Origin of the sequence: Streptomyces lateritius, assembly GCF_014649715.1 — a bacterium.
Taxonomy (GTDB): domain Bacteria; phylum Actinomycetota; class Actinomycetes; order Streptomycetales; family Streptomycetaceae; genus Streptomyces; species Streptomyces lateritius.
Window position 1 is genome coordinate 2419 of the sequence record NZ_BMTO01000005.1, and the last position, 18325, is coordinate 20743.

At 68.3% G+C, this 18325-nt stretch carries 16 protein-coding genes and 2 pseudogenes; 12 read left to right on the forward strand and 6 right to left on the reverse strand.

Annotation, left to right across the window (positions count from 1 at the left end):
- Positions 1–28 precede the first annotated feature (28 nt).
- From IE136_RS11105 to IE136_RS36580, 3 genes are all read left to right on the forward strand, one after another.
- Positions 29–6517 (forward strand): LamG-like jellyroll fold domain-containing protein, encoded by a 6489-nt coding sequence (locus IE136_RS11105; protein ID WP_229818764.1) that lies wholly within the window; start codon positions 29–31, stop codon positions 6515–6517.
- Between the two features lie 153 nt (positions 6518–6670).
- The gene (locus IE136_RS11110) at positions 6671–7102 is read left to right on the forward strand and encodes a hypothetical protein (protein ID WP_158984721.1); all 432 of its coding nucleotides are present in this window, start codon (positions 6671–6673) and stop codon (positions 7100–7102) included.
- Between the two features lie 610 nt (positions 7103–7712).
- The gene (locus IE136_RS36580) at positions 7713–8282 is read left to right on the forward strand and encodes a S8 family peptidase (protein ID WP_308432406.1); all 570 of its coding nucleotides are present in this window, start codon (positions 7713–7715) and stop codon (positions 8280–8282) included.
- A 20-nt stretch (positions 8283–8302) separates the two neighbouring features.
- On the opposite strand, the pseudogene IE136_RS11120 reads toward IE136_RS36580, so the two are convergent.
- A pseudogene (locus IE136_RS11120) lies at positions 8303–8542 on the reverse strand (S8 family serine peptidase); the annotation flags it as partial.
- A gap of 24 nt (positions 8543–8566) precedes the next feature.
- On the opposite strand from IE136_RS11120, the pseudogene IE136_RS11125 reads away from it, so the two are divergent.
- Positions 8567–8986: pseudogene (locus tag IE136_RS11125) on the forward strand (XdhC family protein); the annotation flags it as partial.
- Between the two features lie 90 nt (positions 8987–9076).
- Here the strand turns inward: IE136_RS11125 and IE136_RS11130 are convergent.
- Positions 9077–10582, reverse strand: a complete 1506-nt coding sequence (locus IE136_RS11130) for a UDP-N-acetylmuramoyl-L-alanyl-D-glutamate--2,6-diaminopimelate ligase (RefSeq protein WP_158984719.1) — start codon at positions 10580–10582, stop codon at positions 9077–9079.
- Between the two features lie 193 nt (positions 10583–10775).
- Complete coding sequence (locus tag IE136_RS11135) at positions 10776–10913, reverse strand: hypothetical protein (protein ID WP_189600243.1); 138 nt, start codon at positions 10911–10913, stop codon at positions 10776–10778.
- Positions 10914–11144: 231 nt separating this feature from the next.
- Between IE136_RS11135 and IE136_RS11140 the strand changes: the two genes are divergently transcribed.
- A complete protein-coding gene (locus IE136_RS11140) occupies positions 11145–11828 on the forward strand; it encodes an esterase/lipase family protein (protein ID WP_158984715.1) in 684 nt (227 codons plus the stop codon).
- Between the two features lie 74 nt (positions 11829–11902).
- On the opposite strand, the gene IE136_RS11145 is transcribed toward IE136_RS11140, so the two are convergent.
- Complete coding sequence (locus tag IE136_RS11145; RefSeq protein WP_158984714.1) at positions 11903–13030, reverse strand: alpha/beta hydrolase family protein; 1128 nt, start codon at positions 13028–13030, stop codon at positions 11903–11905.
- 277 nt (positions 13031–13307) lie between these two features.
- On the opposite strand from IE136_RS11145, the gene IE136_RS11150 reads away from it, so the two are divergent.
- The 3 genes from IE136_RS11150 to IE136_RS11160 all read left to right on the forward strand — a co-directional run bounded on the left by IE136_RS11150 (position 13308) and on the right by IE136_RS11160 (position 14378).
- Positions 13308–13469, forward strand: coding sequence for a hydrophobic protein (locus IE136_RS11150; RefSeq protein WP_158984712.1), 162 nt, complete (start codon positions 13308–13310; stop codon positions 13467–13469).
- Between the two features lie 91 nt (positions 13470–13560).
- Positions 13561–13929 (forward strand): PRC-barrel domain-containing protein, encoded by a 369-nt coding sequence (locus IE136_RS11155; RefSeq protein WP_158984710.1) that lies wholly within the window; start codon positions 13561–13563, stop codon positions 13927–13929.
- Positions 13930–14180: 251 nt separating this feature from the next.
- Positions 14181–14378, forward strand: a complete 198-nt coding sequence (locus tag IE136_RS11160) for a hypothetical protein (protein WP_158984708.1) — start codon at positions 14181–14183, stop codon at positions 14376–14378.
- Positions 14379–14394: 16 nt separating this feature from the next.
- Here the strand turns inward: IE136_RS11160 and IE136_RS11165 are convergent, their stop codons facing one another.
- Positions 14395–14757, reverse strand: coding sequence for a hypothetical protein (locus IE136_RS11165; protein WP_158984706.1), 363 nt, complete (start codon positions 14755–14757; stop codon positions 14395–14397).
- Between the two features lie 326 nt (positions 14758–15083).
- On the opposite strand from IE136_RS11165, the gene IE136_RS11170 reads away from it, so the two are divergent.
- Positions 15084–15302: a DUF6199 family natural product biosynthesis protein gene (locus IE136_RS11170; protein WP_158984704.1), complete on the forward strand. Its 219-nt coding sequence runs from the start codon at positions 15084–15086 to the stop codon at positions 15300–15302.
- Positions 15303–15332: 30 nt separating this feature from the next.
- Here IE136_RS11170 and IE136_RS11175 read toward each other — a convergent pair whose 3' ends face one another.
- On the reverse strand, positions 15333–15833 hold the full coding sequence (locus tag IE136_RS11175; protein WP_158984702.1) for a MarR family winged helix-turn-helix transcriptional regulator: 501 nt from the start codon (positions 15831–15833) through the stop codon (positions 15333–15335).
- 103 nt (positions 15834–15936) lie between these two features.
- Between IE136_RS11175 and IE136_RS11180 the strand changes: the two genes are divergently transcribed.
- From IE136_RS11180 to IE136_RS11190, 3 genes are all read left to right on the forward strand, one after another.
- Positions 15937–17109, forward strand: coding sequence for a PP2C family protein-serine/threonine phosphatase (locus IE136_RS11180; RefSeq protein ID WP_158984700.1), 1173 nt, complete (start codon positions 15937–15939; stop codon positions 17107–17109).
- 180 nt (positions 17110–17289) lie between these two features.
- A complete protein-coding gene (locus tag IE136_RS11185; protein WP_229818765.1) occupies positions 17290–17682 on the forward strand; it encodes a DUF2267 domain-containing protein in 393 nt (130 codons plus the stop codon).
- Between the two features lie 166 nt (positions 17683–17848).
- The gene (locus IE136_RS11190; RefSeq protein ID WP_229818766.1) at positions 17849–18253 is read left to right on the forward strand and encodes a GvpU-like protein; all 405 of its coding nucleotides are present in this window, start codon (positions 17849–17851) and stop codon (positions 18251–18253) included.
- Positions 18254–18325: the final 72 nt, after the last annotated feature.

Genomic DNA, 18325 nt, shown 5'->3' on the forward strand with positions numbered 1-18325 from the left:
TTCCTCGCAGGTCTACCGCTCGGCGGTCATGGGTACCGCCCCGGCCGGTTACTGGCGTCTGGACGACACCCAGGCGGCGGCTCAGGCCGCGAACCAGGTCAACACCGGTTTCGGTACGTACAACAACGTCATCCAGGGCGCTGAAGGCCCCTTCGGCGCGGACGACGTGACGGCGGCGACCTTCGACGGGACCAGCTCCTTCGTGGAGATCCCCTACGGTCCGCTGCACGCCAAGGCCGACCGCTCGGTCGAGCTGTGGTTCAAGACCGCCGAACCCGGCGTGATCATGAGCGACCAGAGCGTCGCTCCGAACAACCCGGGTGGCGCGGGTGGCGCCTACGCGCCGCTGCTGTACGTCGCGGCGGACGGCAAGCTGCGCGGGCACTGGTGGAGCGCCACGGGCTCCGGTACCACGGACTTCGGCTCGACGGCCGTCGTCAACGACGACAAATGGCACCACGCCGTCCTCTCCGCGGCCGGCACCACACAGAGCCTGTTCGTCGACGGTGTGAAGCACGGTACCTACACCGGCGCCGCCAACGACCAGACCACCAACCGCACCTTCATCGGCGCGGGCTTCACCAAGGGCTGGATCGGTTCGCCTTCCGACGTCAGCTACTTCACCGGCTCCATCGCCGAGGTCGCGGTCCACGCCAAGGGCCTGACCGACGCCGATGTCGCCCAGCACTGGTCCGCGTACAAGGCGTCCTCCGGTGTCGCTCCCGTGCGGACCGTCAAGCTGACCGACCCCAGCGACAAGACGCTGACCTACGTGTACGACGCGGAGATGGGCAACCGTCTGCTGGCCGCGATCGACTCCGAGGGCAAGCGGACGACCTACGGCTACGACACGGGCGGCTTCCTGCACACCGTGACCGACGCCAACGGCAACCGCTCCATCACCGGCCACGACGTCCGGGGCAACGCGGTCTCCCAGACCACCTGCCAGGACACCAAGGCCAACAAGTGCTCGACCGAGTACTACACGTACTACCCGGACGCGACCACCGCGTTCCCGACGATGGACCTGCGCAACGACCTCCTGCTCACCGAGCGCGACGGCCGCTCCTCGGGTCCCACGGACAACACGTACCTGACCAGCTACGCGTATGACGGGGCAGGCAACCTCACCTCGGTGACGACACCACCGGTGCCAGGCCACCCGAACGGGCGGACCGCGTCCACGACCTACACCACCGCCACCACCCCGGCGGCGGACACCGGCACGGTGCCGGCCGGTCTGGTCGCCCAGACCATCACGGCCGGCGGCAAGAAGACGTCGCACACGTACTACGCCAACGGTGACCTCGCCGAGACCACCGACGCCAACGGCGCCAAGGTGAAGTACACATACGACAACCTCGGCCGCCAGCTCACCAAGACCGAGATCTCGGACGCCCACCCGGCCGGTCTCGTCACGTCCCAGACGTACGACAAGAACGACCAGGTCGTCACCGAGACCGCGCCCAAGGTCACCAACCGGGTCACCGGCGCGGTGCACCAGGCGAAGACGACGACCGCGTTCGACGCGGACGGCAACATCCTGTCCCAGACGGTCGCGGACCTCACCGGTGGCGACGCGGCGCGCACGACGTCGATGACGTACGACGCGTACAACCAGCTGGCGACCAGGACGGACCCGGGCGGCGACACCACGTCGTTCGAGTACGACGTCTACGGCAACGAGACGAAGGAGACCGACGCCGCAGGAAACATCAGCGCGTCCGCCTTCGACGCCGAGAAGCGTCTGCTCACCACCAGCCTGCTGAACTACACGGGCGACCCGAACAACCCGTCGGCACCGACGGCCCTGGTCCAGGAGTCGCGGGCGTACGACCCGGCGGGCCGCCTCGCGTCGATCACCGACGCGATGGGCTATGTCACGGCGTACACCTACACCGACGACGGCCTGTCGGCCACCGTGGTCCGCAAGGACCCGCAGACCGGCAAGTCCTTCACAGAACAGGCGAACACCTACGACGCCGCCGGGAACCTGACCGCGCAGGTCACCAACGACGGCCAGACGCGTATGACCTTCACGGTGGACGCGGCCGACCGCACTACCAGCTCGGTCCTCGACCCGAACGGCCTCGCCCGGACGACGAAGGTCAGCTACAACCCGGACGACCAGGTCGTCACCGAGACGGAGACCGACCCGGCGACCGGTGACGTCAGCACGTCGGACAACCTCTACGACAACCTGGGCAACGTGACCGGCACGACGGTCCACGACGGCACCACGGCCCCGGTCGCGCGCTACAAGCTGGACGAGACGACCGGCTTCGGCCTGGCCGACTCCTCCGGCGCGAACAACACCGGTACCCACGGCACCGGTATGCACTGGAACACCGACCGGGGCGGCAGCGCCGTCTTCGACGGTGACACGAACTCCTACGCCCAGACGTCGGGGCCGGCCGTGAACACCGCGGGCAGCTTCTCCGTCGCGACATGGGTGCGGCTGGACGACAAGACCGCGAACCGCTCCTTCCTGGCTCAGGACGGTACGGTCGGCAACGCCTTCCAGCTGTACTACTCCACGACCTACGGCTGGACCTTCAACCGTCCGTCCGCGGACATGTCCGGGCCGACCCTGACCCGGGTCTCCTCGGGCACGGCGGCAGTGACGGCCGGGACCTGGACCCACCTGACCGGTGTGTACGACGCGGCGGCGGGCAAGATCCGTCTCCACGTCAACGGCTCGCTGGTCCAGGAAGCCGCGTTCTCCTCCCCGTGGGAGGGGACGGGCCCGCTGCAGATCGGCCGCCGCAAGGCGGGCGGTGCCTACGCCGAGTACCACAAGGGTGCGCTCGACGACATCCAGATCTACAGCGAGGCACTGACCACCGCGCAGGTCACCGCTGTGAAGGGCGGCACGCTCCCGGCAGCGGGCAGCTCCGTCCGCTCCACCACCTCGAAGCTGGACCAGCGCGGCCTTCCCCTCTCGACGACCGACGAGAACGGGAACGTCACCGACTACGGCTACGACGAGGCCGGCCAGGAAACCTCCGTCACCGAGCCGACCGTCAACGCGGAACAGAACGGCGGGAACTCGGTCGCCATCCGGCCCGTGTCGATGACGGGCTACAACACCTTCGGTGAGAAGACGGAGACGTCCGACACGCTCGGCAACGTGACCGTCATGGCGTACGACGCCGAGGGCCAGGAGACCTCGACGAGGCTGCCGGACTACACGCCCCAGGGCGGTACGACGATCCAGGCCACGTCCTGGAACGAGTACAACAGGCTCGGCCAGCTCGCGGCGGAGGTCGACACGCTCGGCAACCGCACCACGTACACATACACGCAGCTCGGTGACCTGGCCTCGGTCACCGAGCCCGACGGTGGTGTGACGACGTACACCTACTCCACCAACGGTGACCAGCTCTCGGCCACCCGGCCGAACGGCGCACGCCAGGAAGGCACCTGGGACTACCTGGGCAACCAGCTCACCGTCACGGACATCGTCCGCCAGCCGACGCAGCGCGCGTACACCGTGATCAACGAGTACACCGCTCCGGGCGGCGAGCTCGCGCGGACCCTGAGCGCCACAGGCATTCCGGAGTCGTACAAGTACAACGCGGTGGGCGAGACCACCGAGGTCACCGACGCCCTCGGCAACACCAACCGGTTCACCTACGACATGGACGGCCAGGTCCTCACGTCGACGGACGCCGACGGCACCAGCACCAAGAACACGTACGACGGATTCGGACAGCTCGTCGCCACCAGTGATCTGGACGCGTCCGGCGCGGTGCTGCGCACCATGAGCTCCACCTACGACCGGGCCGGCAACCCGACCTCGGTGACCGACTACCGGGGTCACACCACCACGCTCACGACGGACTCGTCCGGCGCGATCACGAAGGCGGTGCAGCCCGTCTCGACGACCGAGTCGATCACGACCACGTTCGGCTACGACGCGGCGGGCAACCGCACGCGCTTCACCGACGGCCGGGGCAACCCGTTCATCACCACCTACAACACCTGGGGGCTCCCGGAGTCCGAGATCGAGCCGTCCACCCCGGCCCACCCCGGTCTGGCCGACCGCACCTTCACCACGGTGTACGACGCGGCCGGGCGTGCGAAGGAGTACCGTTCTCCGGGCGGTGTGGTCGTCACCAACGAGTACGACGTGGAGAACCGCCTCGTCCGGCAGACGGGCTCGGGTGCGGAAGCGGCCACGGTCGACCACAAGTACGAGTACAACAACGACGACCGTCTGACGGCCATCGCGGGCGTGGGTACCGAGAAGAACACCTTCACCTACGACGACCGGGGTCTGCTGCTCTCCACGGCGGGCCCGTCGGGTGCCTCGTCCTTCAGCTACAACGGTGACGGCTTCGCCACCTCCCGCACCGACGCCTCCGGTACGTCCACCTACGGGTACGACCCGGCCGGTCGGCTGAAGACGGTCGACGACGGCGCCACCGGTTCCGCGATGACCTACACCTATGACGTCACCGACAAGGTCACGCAGATCGAGTACGGCACCGGGAAGTCCAAGCGGACCTTCTCGTACGACTCGCTGGAGAGGATGACGAACGACAAGCTGACCTCTCCCACCGGCAAGGTGCTCTCCTCGATCACCTACGGCTGGGACGCGAACGGCAACGAGCTGTCGAAGACGACGACCGGTGTCGCGGGCGCTTCCACCAACACGTACACGTATGACCGGGCCAACCGCCTGTCGTCCTGGAACAACGGGACCACGACGGAGAACTTCGCCTACGACGCGTCCGGCAACCGGACCCGCGTGGGGGCGAGCACGTACACGTACGACGCCCGCAACCGGCTCACGAGTGACGGTCGCGCGACGTACCTGTACACCGCGCGGGGCACGATGAGCCAGGCCACCGATCAGAGCGGTCTGACCACCTCGATCAAGGCCGACGCCTTCAACCGGGTGATCAGTGAGGGCAAGCGGACCTACGCGTACGACGGATCGGACCGGCTGCTCGAGTCCAAGGACGAGACGGGCGCTTCGCTCCACTCGTTCCAGTACAGCGGTCTCGGGAACGATGTGGCCTCGGACGGTGTGACGTCCTACAGCCGCAACGCCGACGGTTCTCTCGTGGGAGTGAAGACCTCGGCGTCCGCCGTACTCGCCCTCACGGACCTGCATCACGATGTGGTGGCGCAGTTCACCGCGAGCGGAGAGGCGCTGGCGGGTTCGACGACGTACTCCCCGTTCGGCAAGGTCGTCCAGAGCGCCGGAATGCTCGGTGCGCTCGGCTACCAGTCGGGCTGGACCGACCCGGAGACCGCCAAGGTGAACATGGCGGCGCGCTGGTACTCACCGGAGACCGGCCAGTTCAACAGCCGGGACACGGTAAGCCTTTCGCCGCTTCCGACGTCCGTGACCGCGAATCGCTACGCGTACGCGGACGCCAATCCGATGACGACCGTCGACCCGACCGGTCACTGGCCGAGCTTCGTCGACAAGGCCTGGAAGAAGGTGAAGAAGAAGGTCAAGAGCACCGCCAAGTCGGCTTACAAGAAGACCAAGTCCGTCGTCAAGCGCGGTGCGAAGGTCGTGCGCAAGGTGGCGAAAACCATCAAGCGCGGGGTCAAGAAGGTGGTCCGGAAGACGGTCAGGACGGTCCGCAAGACCGCTCGGTTCGTGCGTGACAGCGTCAAGAGGATCAAGAGATACGTCAAGCGGACGGTCAAGCGGGTCAGAAAGGCCATCGTCAGGGTCGTCAAACGCGTCACGAACAAGATTCGCAGAGCCGTCACCTCCGCCAGAAAAATGGTGAAGAGGGTCGTCAACAAGGCCAAGAGCATCAAGAGGGCCGTCAAGCGTGTCGTCTCGGCGGGCATGAAGAAGGCCGTCGCCAGGGTGAAGGAGGTCGGCGGCAAGCTCGTTGCCAAGGCCTGGATCGCCGGTGTGCACGCCGTCTTCGACAATGCCGCCGACGGCGTTCTGGCCATGGAGCCGAAGATGCGGAAGGAGCACCCCGAGCTGTTCGGAACCCCGAGTCAGCCGACAGGCTGGGACCTCGGATTCGAATGGGTGGGGGGGACGGGCCCGAAGCACCGGAACTTCGACGGGAACGACAGGTTCACCAAGGACCTGCAGAAGCACTATCACGTGCAGAGCACCCGGCAGATAATTGCCGCCGACATCAATGACGGCACCTACGGCAAGACCTGGGAGAGCCACGCTCACCAGCTCGGAAAGAGCACCCCGGAAGGGTCGTCGGCGGAGAAGCTGAAGAGGGACTTCACGACGAATTCCTCCGCGGCGTTCCTCGGCTCGTACAACCTCGAGTACCGGATCGTCGGTGTGAACAAGGCGACGGGGAAGGCCACCGTCAAGTTCCGCGTCCACAACGAGAGCGATATCAACTCGGCCACGCACACCCACCCTGTCCTGGGCGGCTACAGCCCGTGGTGGGACAAGAACATCGCGGCACCGCTCAACAAGGACTACGCGAAGGGTAGGTTCTCGGCGAAGACCCAGGACATCTCGTGGTCCGAGAACATCAGCATTCACAATCCCAAGGGTCCTCGATAGGGAGGCGAACTGGCGTGCGGTAGGTTGATCCGAGACCGCACGTCTTACGCCGAAACGACTCTGTGAACAGTGGGCGGCTCTCCGGAAAGCACCGGGGAGCCGCCCGTGTCTGAAGAACCGAACGAATCAAGAAGAACGTCGAGAGGTGCGAGTGTGAGTATCGCCAGCCGAGGGTTCGGCGCCGCTGGTGCGATGGCCGTGCTGCTGACCACGTCGGCTTGCGGTTTCTTCGGTTCCACCGGGTCCACGCCTCCTCATGTGACCGAGGACCAGCTGGTCGGCCACTGGCGCGGTGACTGTGGGGCGACCATGGACGTGAGGGGAGACCACTCCTTCACGGTCAAGGACTTCGCCGTCGAGTTCGAAGGGGCGGGAACCAAGCCGCGACTGGTGTCGGCAGACGGCACCTGGCGACTCTCGCGCGCCATCGAGAACGTCCGTCCGCAAGAGCTCGTTCTCGACCTGAAGGACAAGATCCATCGGCTCCCGGTCGGCGGGGAGAGCGAGAACGTCGTGCTCGACCTGGTGGTCGGCGACCCCGACTACGCCTACGAATGCGCGTTCAAGGCAGAGCCGGCGACCTAGAACTCTGCCGCCTCGCGTATCCGGGCCCGCCCGGTGACGCCGGAGAGCCCCGCCGGAATTCTTCGGCGGGGCTCTCCGGCGTTGCGCGTACAGCTCGGCCTCCATCGCCACCCGAAGGATGATCCACGCCACCAGTCCGTCCGGTCCGAGCACGCAGAGAAGGCGGTTCCGCCCGGGTGCGGATACGGCCAACTGGAAGGGGGCGCTCCGACCGCGAGTGGGCCGGTCCTCGAAAAGCGCGTGGGGGTGCCCTGGACCGCGATCCGGAAGCGACGGTCGCACCGGACACCACACGCGTCGACGGCGATCAGCGGATTCCGCTCATCACGGGCGACCGCATGGTGGTGGACGCCGAGGGCCGGGTGGGGGGCTTCGCGTCCGCCGAGGGCCGTGAGCACATACCCGTACAGGTGCAGCGCACCGAGGATCACACACTGGTGGTGCCCAGCGACGCGCAGCGCCTGATCGCCACCGGCGGACTGGATCAGCGGCTTCGATCTCGACGTGCTCACCGACCCGCGACTGCGTAAGAGCCACCGCGCCGGGCTCAAGCTGATCGTGCAGTACGAAGGGGGTGCCGGTGCCGCGCGGGCCGATGTGCGTGCGGCCGGTGACACCCAGCTGCGGCGCACGTTTCCCGACCATCGACGCCGATGCCCTTCGTACGTCCCAGGAGGGCCTGGTCAGGGTGTGGGATGTGCTGACCGACCCGCAGCGGGGCGGCGCCCGCGCCGCCGCCTCCGGCATCGGCAAGGTGTGGTTGGACGGGGTGCGCGAAGCCGGCCTTGACCGCAGCGTCCGGCAGATCGGCACCGACAGGGCGTGGGAGTCCGGGTACGACGGTAGGGGCGTCAAGATCGTGGTCCTCGACACCGGCGTCGACAAGACTCACGACGACCTCAGGACCCAGGTCGTCGGCGAGAAGATCTTCTCCGCCTCTCCCGATGCCGTGGACCGCGTGGGACACGGCACGCACGTCGCGTCGATCGCCGTCGGCACCGGTGCCAAGTCCGGCGGCCGGTTCAAGGGCGTCGCCCCCGGTGCCAAGGTGATCAGCGGGAAGGTCCTCGACGACGAGGGCTACGGCGACGACTCCGCCGTCATCGCGGGCATGGAATGGGCCGCCGCCGAGGGGGCGGACGTGGTCAACCTGAGCCTCTCGTCGGGCACGCCCAGCTGATCGAACTTGGTGAGCCACGTGACGCCGTCGGCGGTGGTCACGTCCGGCTTGACGGCGCCGTCACCGGCGCGCGGGCCGGCGCTCGAGAAGGGCGCGAGCTTGTCGTCCTTGTCGACGGCGCCTACGGTCAGCGCGGCGTCCGCACTGCCCGGCGAGCCCATCGTCGACTCGCCGGCCTCGCCCTCGTTGCCCGCCGCGACGGCGAACAGGATCCCCTTCTCGGCGGACAGCCTGTCGACCGTCGCTTCGAGGGGGGGCGACGCCGGGGGCGTCGGCGCTCCCGAGTCTCGGTGCTGCTCGAACCGCTGCCCGTGGTACGGGCGGTGGCGATCTTCGGCGTCGGGCACGTCGGACTGGAACTGGCGCGCATCCTGGCACGCCAGGACCTCGACCTCCACCTGATCGACAGCCGCTCCGCCACCCTCACCGAGGCGCGGCTCGACGTGATGGCAGACGCGGTGGCCCAGGTGCACGTGCATCACACGCCGCTGCTTGTGGGTGCCGCGCGGCAATTGATCGGGTCGGCGGCCAAGTGGGTGCGGTTCCGCAACCGCCTCGCCACCGAGGGCGGTCACGACGAGGCCACCATCGATCGGATCAAGAGCCCGATCGGCCTTGCCGACATCACCGGCAAGGAACCCGCCACCATCGCCGTGGGCGTCGCCGCCGATCTGCTGCGCACCTTCGCAACCGAGGGGGAGTGACCCACTCCGCTCCCGCCGGATCGACAGGGGTGCCCCCACGCTTCTGCGCACGCACAGGTGCGGGGCGCCCCTTCGGCACGACCAGGCCCGTCACTCCCACACGCGGGTGGCCGTCCGTTCCGAGGCGAGTTCACGCACGGTGGCCATGTCACTGAACGGCAGCAGCTCCTCGCCGACGATCTGGTGCGGCTCGCTGCCCTTGCCGGCGATCAGGACGGTGTCCCCCGGACCCGCCGCCGACAGGGCGAACGAGATGGCCTCGCGGCGGTCGGCGATCCGTTCGAACGGTGTGCCGGTCGCGGCGAGGCCCGGGGCGATCTGGTCCAGGATGACCTGCGGGTCCTCGTCGCGCGGATTGTCCGAGGTGAGGACGCACAGGTCCGAGTGGGCCCCGGCGATCCGTCCCATGTCGGCCCGCTTCGTCGTATCCCGGTCGCCACCGCAGCCGAAGACGGTGATCACCCGGCCGCGCGCATAGCCGCGAATGGTGGCCAGGACCTTGTCCAGGGAGTCCGGGGAATGGGCGTAGTCCACGATCACGGAGGTACCGCCCGGGGTCTCGAAGCGCTCGAAGCGGCCGGGGACGGGCGGCATCCGGTCGAGTGCGTCGACGAGGGCGCCCAGTTCGTGCCCGAGGACGTGGCATGCCGCCAGGGTGGCGAGCGCGTTGGCCACCGAGAACCGACCCGGGACCGGGATCGACGCCGGATAGGCACGCCCGCCGTGGTGGAGGGTGAACCGGGTGCCGGAAGCGCTGACGACGAGGTCGGTCGCCCGGTAGTCCGCCGGCACATCAAGGGCGTACGTGGTCACCGCACCCGGCATCATCGCCACGATCCCCGCGCCCACCGGGTCGTCGGCGTTCACCACAGCGCGGCGGCACAGCCCCTGGAAGAGCCGGAGTTTCGCGTCCCGGTAGTTCGCCATCGTGCCGTGGTCGTCGAGGTGGTCCTGCGTCAGGTTGGTGAACACCCCGACGTCGATGAACGTACGGTCCACCCGATGTGTCAGCAGGGCCATCGACGTAGCCTCCAGCACCACACTGCCGGTGCCGCGGTCGCGCATGCACGCCAGGAGATATTGCAGGTCCGGCGACTCGGGGGTGGTCAGCACCGATCGTGGCATCGGAATCAGCTCGTCCCCGATCCGGCTGCCGGCCGTCCCGATGACTCCCACCTTCGCTCCCTCGGCGATCCGCAGGGCGGACTCGACCATGTACGAGACCGACGTCTTGCCGTTGGTGCCGGTGATCGCCACCACGTCCATCTGCCGCCCGGGTTCGCCGAAGTAGCGCGAGGTCACGATCGCCGCCGCCCTTCGGATGTCCGGCACGCGCACGGCACACGCGCTCGGCGGCCACACCGACGCCGGCAGCGCCGGTTCCGTGCCGTCGACCAGGACGGCGGCCGCTCCGCGGGCAAGTGCGGGCGCCACGGAGCCGGGCCCGCCCTCGCGGTGTCCGGGCACGGCGATGAACAGACAACCCGGCGTCACCCGGTCCACGTCGAAGGTCGTCCCCGCGGTGATCAGCGTTCTGCTCGGGTCACCCTGGAGTACGTCGTGCTCCTGCCCGGCCAGCAACTCGCTCAGCTTCACAATGATCCCTTCGAGGTGGCCCGGCCCGGTGGTGCGGCCGTAGCCAGGCGGCAGCGCCGGCAAATGCCGGAGGGCTGCTGTGGTGAGGTGAAGCGGGGGCGGAGAGCGCCCGGCGGTGGTCGGGCGAGGCGGGCTCGGCCGGGGAGGGGGTCGGCGTACGGGACGGAGAGCGGCGCGCCGGGGGAGAGGATCGCTAACCGTGGCCGTGCAGTGCGATACGGCGGAGCCGGGGCGCCTCGACGTCAATGGCGGTGACCGGGCCGACGACGGCCGGACGCACTCCGCAGGCGGCCTTCCGCAGGCACTGCCCCGTCGAACTCGTGCGACCCATGAAGCGAGTGTACGGCCGTTCCGGCAGCCCGCCGCCCGCATCACCGGCCGCCCTGGTCACCCGGTGCCCTGGGCCGCAGATCCGCCATCGGCCGGCCGGGCATCGCGCGCGACACCAGCCGTAACGGGGACGCCGTGCCGCAGTTGATCGAGACGCGGACTGCATGTACCGGTCGAGCCGGCACGGGCGCCGCCTGCTCCACTCAGTTCCACGCCATCAAGGAGTATCGACATGCGCCCCTCACGCCGCGCCGCAGCCGGCGCCCTCGCCGCCGCCACGTTCGCCGGCCTCACCCTCCAGGCACCGGCGGCCGGCGCCCGGACCGCCGTGGCCGGTCTTGACCCGATCGTCTTCGTTCACGGCTGGAACTCCAGCGGCTCGACCTGGAACACCATGGCCGGCCGCTTCCAGGCCGACGGCTGGGCCGCGAGCCGCCTCAGCCAGTGGAGCTACAACACCAGCCAGTCCAACGTGACCACCGCTTCCCAGCTCGCCCAGGAGATCGACCGGGTCCTGGCCGCCACCGGCGCCGCCAGGGTGGACGTCGTCACCCACTCGATGGGCGGACTGTCCTCGCGCTACTACACCAAGAACCTCGGCGGCTCCGCCAAGGTCGACTCCTGGGTCTCGCTCGGCGGCCCCAACCACGGCACCGACACCGCGTACTGGTGTGGTGGCGCCTCCTGTACGGAGATGCGCCCCGGCTCCAGCTTCCTGAACGCCCTCAACTCCGGCGACGAGACTCCCGGCACATCGCGGTACGCCACCTGGTGGTCGCCGTGCGACAGCATCATCAATCCGGAAAGCAGCGTCGCCCTCAGCGGCGCCACGAACACTCGGACCGCCTGCCTGGGCCACAGCGACCTGCACAACGATGCCACTGTCTACGACCAGGTCAAGGCCTTCGTGGGCTGACCCTGCCCCGCCACTGTCCCGGGTCCCCGCCCGCGGACCCGGCATGGCGGGCGCCTTGTGCGCCCGCCCTGGGGCTACGGCCTGTGAAACCGTACTTCCGGGAATCGCTCGGACGGTCCGTCCAGCAACGGCGCGGTGCGGCCGCGCAGGTGCGTGTCGACGAACGCGGCGACATAGGCGCGGGTGATGGCGTCGGCGCGGTCGCCGTCGAGCTCCTGGAGCGGACTGCCGAGCTGCTTGGCGAGCGGAGCCAGGTCGGTGAAGGAGAGGTGCTCGGTGCGGTCGACGCTCAACCAGCGCTTCCAGCCGGTGAGTTCGCTCCACGTCTCGTCCCACGTCGGATCCTGGCCGCCCGGCACATGGCTGGGCTTGCCCAACATCAGCATGGGCCGGTTCAGCCGTGTGTCGTTGGGGAACCGGAAGTTGCCGTCCATGTTGACCGCCGCTTTGATGCGCTGGTCCCGCAGCATGGCCGGTACCGTGCTGAAGCCACCGGCCGAGTGCCCGATCATGGCGATGCGGCCCTTGTCGATGAGCGCACCGCCCTTCCAGGCCGGGTCCTCCCCGGTGAGTTCGTCGAGCACGAAGGAGACGTCCTGGGCGCGAACGGCCCCGACTTTCGGGAAGTCGGTGTTCTCGCACGCCACGCACCGGGTCGTGTGTCCGTCGGGGAAGGTGATGCCATGGGCCTCGTAGTTGTGCCCGATCCCGGCGACGGCGTAACCCCGGCTGGCGAGGTCCTCGGCGAGCCCGCTCAGGGTGGCGCGGGGCATCCCGAAACCCGGTGACAGGACGACCAGCGGCAGCCCGCCGCGTACCTTCACCGGCGGGGCGTTCAGGGTCGCCCGCGTCGTGACGGTGGCGAACAGGTCCGAGGGCAGCCCCAGACCGGTGGAAGCGCCGTACTCCTCGGACTCGGCGGGGGTCATGTACGACGCACGGGTGTTCGAGGGCTTCGTGGCCGGGTACCAGAGCGAGATCATCAACTCGCGGTCTTCCACCGGCACCCACGGGTCGGCCCGCCCCTCGTCCTCCACATGCACGTTGGTCATCCCGACCGGATGCTTCCCGGTGGGCTCGGGCAACGCGAGTGCGGACACCGACGCCGTCGCGGTCGGTGCTTCCGCACGGGCGGTTGCTCCGTAGAGACTGCCGGCCAGTGCCACGGCGGCTGCCGTGCCGACGAGAAATGCGTTTCTCATGGACTTCCTCATGCCGATGTTTCGCCGCGACGGACCGTCCCGACCGGATGCCTGAACGCTACGGACCGGCATCGGGTTTGCCATCGGCCTGTGGCTTTACGGCAGTCGTCGGCCATACACCCGTGGGACTACATCCTCGGGCTCTCTGATCTCCGAGCGCGCGAGACCTCACATGCGGGCGGGCGAGTCGGCCACGGTGTCCTTCCTCGGAGAATGGTCTGCCGAGTTCGGTGTGCGATCCGCCGGACGGGGCACGCGAAGTTCCGGAGGTGGATTGATGGTTCCCCTGCTGCTTGTTCTGCTTCTCGTGCTGATTCTTTTCGGCGCGGGATTCATGATCGAGGCGTTGTGGTGGGTCGCGCTGGCTGCTCTGGTGCTCTGGCTGCTCGGTTTCTTCACGCGGTCCAGGGCGGGCGGAAGCCGCTGGTATCGCTGGTAGGCACGCCGACGACCGGCCGGTGAAACGGCGTATTCGCAAGTGCCTCAGGAATGTGGGCGGTCATCGTATTCGGAAGAGGAGTGGATTTCACATGAGTGAGAACGCGTGGAGTTTCGCGGAGACGTCGGGCCACCTGTCGGGCACGGATCTGACCGGGTGGCGCGTCGAGGCGACCGACGGCCACATCGGGAAGGTGGACAAGCACTCCGACGAGGTCGGTGACGCCTATCTGGTGGTCGACACAGGGATGTGGATCTTCGGCAAGGAGGTGCTGCTTCCGGCGAGCACGGTGACCCGGGTCGACCTGGTCGAGCAAGCGGTCTACGTGGACCGCACCAAGGAACAGATCAAGGCCGCGCCGGAGTTCCACTCGGACAAGCACCTCGCCGATCAGCAGTACCGCGAGGAGATCGGCATCTACTACCGCACCGGCGGCCCCTTCGGCGGCACGCCGGCCTGACCGGACCGCCGGCCGACATCGGGCGGCCCGCCCCCAGGGGGCGGGCCGCCTCATGCCGTGGTGGGGTCGACGGCCTGGCACAGGCCATGGAAGGGAAGTGGAACGACATGACCACGCGTACACCAGGGGGCGAGCCGCGCATCGGCGTCCGAACGTACACAGATGTCGGCCTGGCCCTCGACAGGGTGGCGAAACGGGCGTCGGGGACACCGCAATTCCGCGCGGGCGCGGCTGCCGCATACCAATGGGCGATGTGCCGCACCGAGCGCTCACCCATCACCGGTGCGGACGCCGACGGCACCCCGGACCTGCCCGTACTCACCGCCGAAGTGGACGCGGCGCTCGTCCAGTTGGGGGATCCCGCCATTCCGGAGGGCAGCCGGGAGTACGTGCGTGGAGCCCACGAGGCCCTCGCCTGGATCTGCGGACAGCGGGACGAGGTCGCCTGACCCGCGGCGTGGTCCCTCAGGTTTCAGCCGACTGCTCGTGAGGAGTGGTGACCATCGAGAGATCGGCGTGCGAGGCGGGCAGCCCGGCGGACCCGTCAGCGGGCGCAAGGGAGGGGACCAACCCATCCTCTTCCGCCAGGCTGAGCGCGTCGGGAGCGTCGCTCGGATCGGGCCTCAGCGACAACGGACGAGTCTTCTGGGTCACCGTGTCAGCCGTGTAGGTCCCCAGGCCTTCTCCGCCCGGCCCCACGATGGCGATCTGCGCGGGGAACACTGTCCCTCCGGTCACCCGCACGACGGGCACGCCGTCCTCATACTCCAAGGTCAGCTTCCCCGCGGTGGCGGCGGGAGCGTCGGCGGCAGGCTGTTCCTGTGTCATGAAGCGTCTCCGGCGAAGAGCTGACAAGGCCAGGTGCACAGTAACCGGCTCCCTCCATGTGATCTCGGACATCACCGCCACACATCCTCGCGTCCGAGGCGTGCGAAGTAGCGGTTCGATCAGCGCACACTGCCAGTCAGCGAATGATCCCCCGAAACCCGCGGCGCCGTGGAGACGACCAGACGCACCACGTCGTCATCGGCCCGCCGCCCAGCACCGCCCCCTGAACAGCAGTGTCTGATACCGCTCATCGGGGGCAGAGAGGAACCAACGGTGCCCTGCCGGCTCAGCGCAGGGAAAGATTCTCTCGAGAATGGGAGATCCGCATGGTCATCGCACTCCTGTGCATCTTGATCGCAATGGGCCTCGTCCAGGTACTGAGGCCCCAGATGTTGTGGAGGGTGAACCACCGCCCGCTGCAGCAGCCCTTCGTGAAGGGTTACGTCGCTGCCGAGCCCACGTCCGCCGGCTACACCACGACGCGCCTGACCGGGGCCGTCTTCCTGGCCGTCGCCGTATTGACGCTCATCGCGCACATTTCATGAGACGTCCCCGGGTCGGCGCCGAGGGCGGTGTCAGGCGGATTCCACCGCGCTGCCGCCGCGCCCCTGGTTCTTCGGCCCGGTCGCCTCGACGGAGAAGCAGAAGCTGTTCAGGCCTTTGGCGAGGGCGGCTTGGTCCTCGGGCGGCATGGATGTAATGATCTTCAGGAGCCCGAGTTCGCGGCGGACTCGCAAATCCTTGAGGTAGGTTTCCCCTCGGCTCGACAGGCGCAGCTCCAATTCGCGTCGACTGGCCGGGCTCGGGGAGCGCTTGATGTATCCCAGAGCGTGCAGGCGATCGCACATCCGGCTCACCGAGGAGGGTGCCGAGCCGAGTGCCTCGCCCAAGGTGCGTAGGTTGATTCCCTGGTTGCGGTCCAGGACGTAGAGCACTCGTAGCTGTGACGAGGAGACAGGAGCGGTCGGTGTCTTGTCCCGGCCCTGACTCCACAACACCTCGAGCAGTTCGATGACCCCACGGGTGGTCTGCGCCACAGCATCCCGATCGCGGCGCGGGGAAGTTTCGGAATGCATGCCCCCAACTGTGACACTGCACAATGGCTCTGTCAGTCGCTGAGGCATGAGAGATTTTCCTCATTCATCTCGGATAGGTGGGAACCCAACGGTGGACAGATTCATGGTCGTGGAACGCGCACTGCGAAGAGCCGCGCCTCACGCCCTCCTCGAAGCGGTCCAAGACACGCTTACCGCCCACTACTCCGCCGACTCCGTCGACCTGCTGATGGCCGACTACGCGATGACCATACTGCAACCCGTCAGCGCGCTTCCCTATACTGCCGAGCCCATTCCTGTCCACACCAGCGCCCCCGGCAGGGCCTTCGGCGCACAGGAACCATACGTCGAGACCGACAGCCGGACCGACCTGGTGACCGTGCACCTTCCCATCAGCGTACGAGGGGACCGCATCGGCATCCTCACCGTCAGGATGCCGGCCGACTCCTACGACCGTGACACCGCACAGGAACTGGAGGACATCGCCGAAGTCCTCGGTCACGCCATCGTGGTCGCCGAACGGGACACCGACGTCTACCTCCAGGCCCGACGCGCCGACCGCCTCACACTCGCCGCGGAGATGCAGTGGCAGTTGCTGCCCGGCCGCTCCTGCTCCCGCCCCGAGTACGAACTCGGCGCCCAGCTCGAACCCGCCTACGCGATCCACGGCGACAACTTCGACTGGTCCACCTCGGCCCATCACCTCACCCTCACCGTGACCAACGGCATGGGAGAAGGCATCGAGGCGGCCCTCCTCACCAACCTCGCGATCAACGCACTGCGAAACGCCCGCCGCGCCGGCCTGTCCCTCTCCGACCAGGCGTGCCTGGCCGACCAGGCCATCTACGGCCAGTACCAGGGAGCGGTCCATCTCTCCGTACTGCTCCTGCGCTTCGACCTGGCGACCGGAGAAACAGAGATCATCGACGCCGGCTCTCCCAAGATGTGGCGTCTGAGGCAGGGCAAGGCCGAGCCGCTGGAACTCGAGGCGCAGCTCCCGCTCGGCATGTTCGAGGACACCATCTACACCCCGCAGCGCTTCCAGGCGGAGCCGGGGGACCGGCTCCTCTTCGTCAGCGACGGCGTCTACGACGCGGCCTCCCCGGCGGGGGAGCGCTACAGCGAGCGGGCCCTGGTGCGCGCGATGGCCAACACCCGTCTCCTCCCCCCGTCCCAGGTGCCCCGCGCGGTACTTCAGGAGCTCTCCGGACATCGCGGCCCCATCGATGCCGATGACGATGCGATGGTGGTCTGTCTCGACTGGCACGGCCGCCAAGAGACGACACCGACACCGTAGAGACTGCCGATGAGCCGGGCGGGCCGCTCACAGCGGCGCGGCGCCTGGCATCGCTCCGCCGACCCATGTGCGCTGAACCCGGGACTATCGCCCGTAATGCCGGGTAGCCGCACTATTGCTCTCCGTGACAACGGAGGGTGTCGGGCCCCCTCGCGGGGCCGGCTGAGGGAAGGAGCGGCTGTGGAAGATTCCGTGGAAGTGTTGCTTGACCGAGTGCAAGAGCGCGGAGGCTACGCTCACCGGCCGGAGGCGGCCGGGGCGGTGCACAGTGTGCTGGAGGTGCTCGGGGCGCATCTGGTCGGTACCGACCGCACAGACCTCGGCCGTCTGCTGCCGTGCCAGTGCGGTCGTCTGCTGATGGACGCGGAAGCGGCGAGTGAGCCGCTCACGCCGTCGCGCTTCGTCCAAGCGGTGGCCTCGCGCGATGGCATGGACGTCGCGCAAGCGCGGCGTGCCGTCACCGCGGTACTCGCCTCGGTGGCGGACGTGGTCGACGACGCGCTGCTGCGCCGTGTCCTCACGCAGCTGCCGCCGGGTCACGCGGGTCTCTTCGGCCGCGCAGGGATTGCGTGAACGGTCAGCACCCCGTGCGTGCCGAGGGTTGTGCATGCCTGGGCGGGGTAGGGGAGGCCGGTGGCCGACGGAGCCCGTCATCGGCTCGGCTCGACGTGCTGGTGCACAGAGAGAAAGACTACGCAGAGAGGCGGTCCCACTCGTGACATCCCCCGAGCGAGAGGCCGTGACCGGTACCGGTGCGACGGTTGAGCCACTGCTCGACATCCAGCTTCAATTGCTCATCCGTCTCCTTGAGGCAGAACCGCGTTCGAGTCTGCCCATCACGCTCACCATGCCGGGCGGCGTCGTAAGCGGAGACCTCATCACGCAAGAGGCGTGGAAGGCGGAATGGGCACACAGTGTGCGTCGGCTGGGTGGAAAGGGGGCGCAGTTGCTCGCCGGCTTCCCCGAGAGCGTTGACCAGAGCCTGGATGAGGCGTCCGGTGGTCAAATGCCCGAGCAACTGCCCCGCTGGGTGCACCTGCGGGACGCGACGCTGAGTACCGCGGTGAAGGGCGCCTTCACCGTGCCGGTATGGCGGGGTCGGCTCGCGGACGTCTCGGGATGGTCGCTGGCCAAGCCCGAGTAGGCGCGGCGCTCCTCGCCTCGGCGCCCGCGTGGCGCGGGACCGTGACAGCCTCACGGCCCCGCGCCGAGGTGT

What these genes read in the sequence shown, in the direction of transcription:
- IE136_RS11105 (WP_229818764.1), top strand. Translation starts at nt 29, where the DNA reads ATGGGTACCGCCCCGGCCGGTTACTGGCGTCTGGACGACACCCAGGCG.
- IE136_RS11135 (WP_189600243.1), bottom strand. Translation starts at nt 10,913, where the DNA reads ATGGGTCGCACGAGTTCGACGGGGCAGTGCCTGCGGAAGGCCGCCTGC.
- IE136_RS11140 (WP_158984715.1), top strand. Translation starts at nt 11,145, where the DNA reads ATGCGCCCCTCACGCCGCGCCGCAGCCGGCGCCCTCGCCGCCGCCACG.
- IE136_RS11145 (WP_158984714.1), bottom strand. Translation starts at nt 13,030, where the DNA reads ATGAGAAACGCATTTCTCGTCGGCACGGCAGCCGCCGTGGCACTGGCC.
- IE136_RS11150 (WP_158984712.1), top strand. Translation starts at nt 13,308, where the DNA reads ATGGTTCCCCTGCTGCTTGTTCTGCTTCTCGTGCTGATTCTTTTCGGC.
- IE136_RS11155 (WP_158984710.1), top strand. Translation starts at nt 13,561, where the DNA reads ATGAGTGAGAACGCGTGGAGTTTCGCGGAGACGTCGGGCCACCTGTCG.
- IE136_RS11160 (WP_158984708.1), top strand. Translation starts at nt 14,181, where the DNA reads ATGTGCCGCACCGAGCGCTCACCCATCACCGGTGCGGACGCCGACGGC.
- IE136_RS11165 (WP_158984706.1), bottom strand. Translation starts at nt 14,757, where the DNA reads ATGACACAGGAACAGCCTGCCGCCGACGCTCCCGCCGCCACCGCGGGG.
- IE136_RS11170 (WP_158984704.1), top strand. Translation starts at nt 15,084, where the DNA reads ATGGTCATCGCACTCCTGTGCATCTTGATCGCAATGGGCCTCGTCCAG.
- IE136_RS11175 (WP_158984702.1), bottom strand. Translation starts at nt 15,833, where the DNA reads ATGCATTCCGAAACTTCCCCGCGCCGCGATCGGGATGCTGTGGCGCAG.
- IE136_RS11180 (WP_158984700.1), top strand. Translation starts at nt 15,937, where the DNA reads ATGGTCGTGGAACGCGCACTGCGAAGAGCCGCGCCTCACGCCCTCCTC.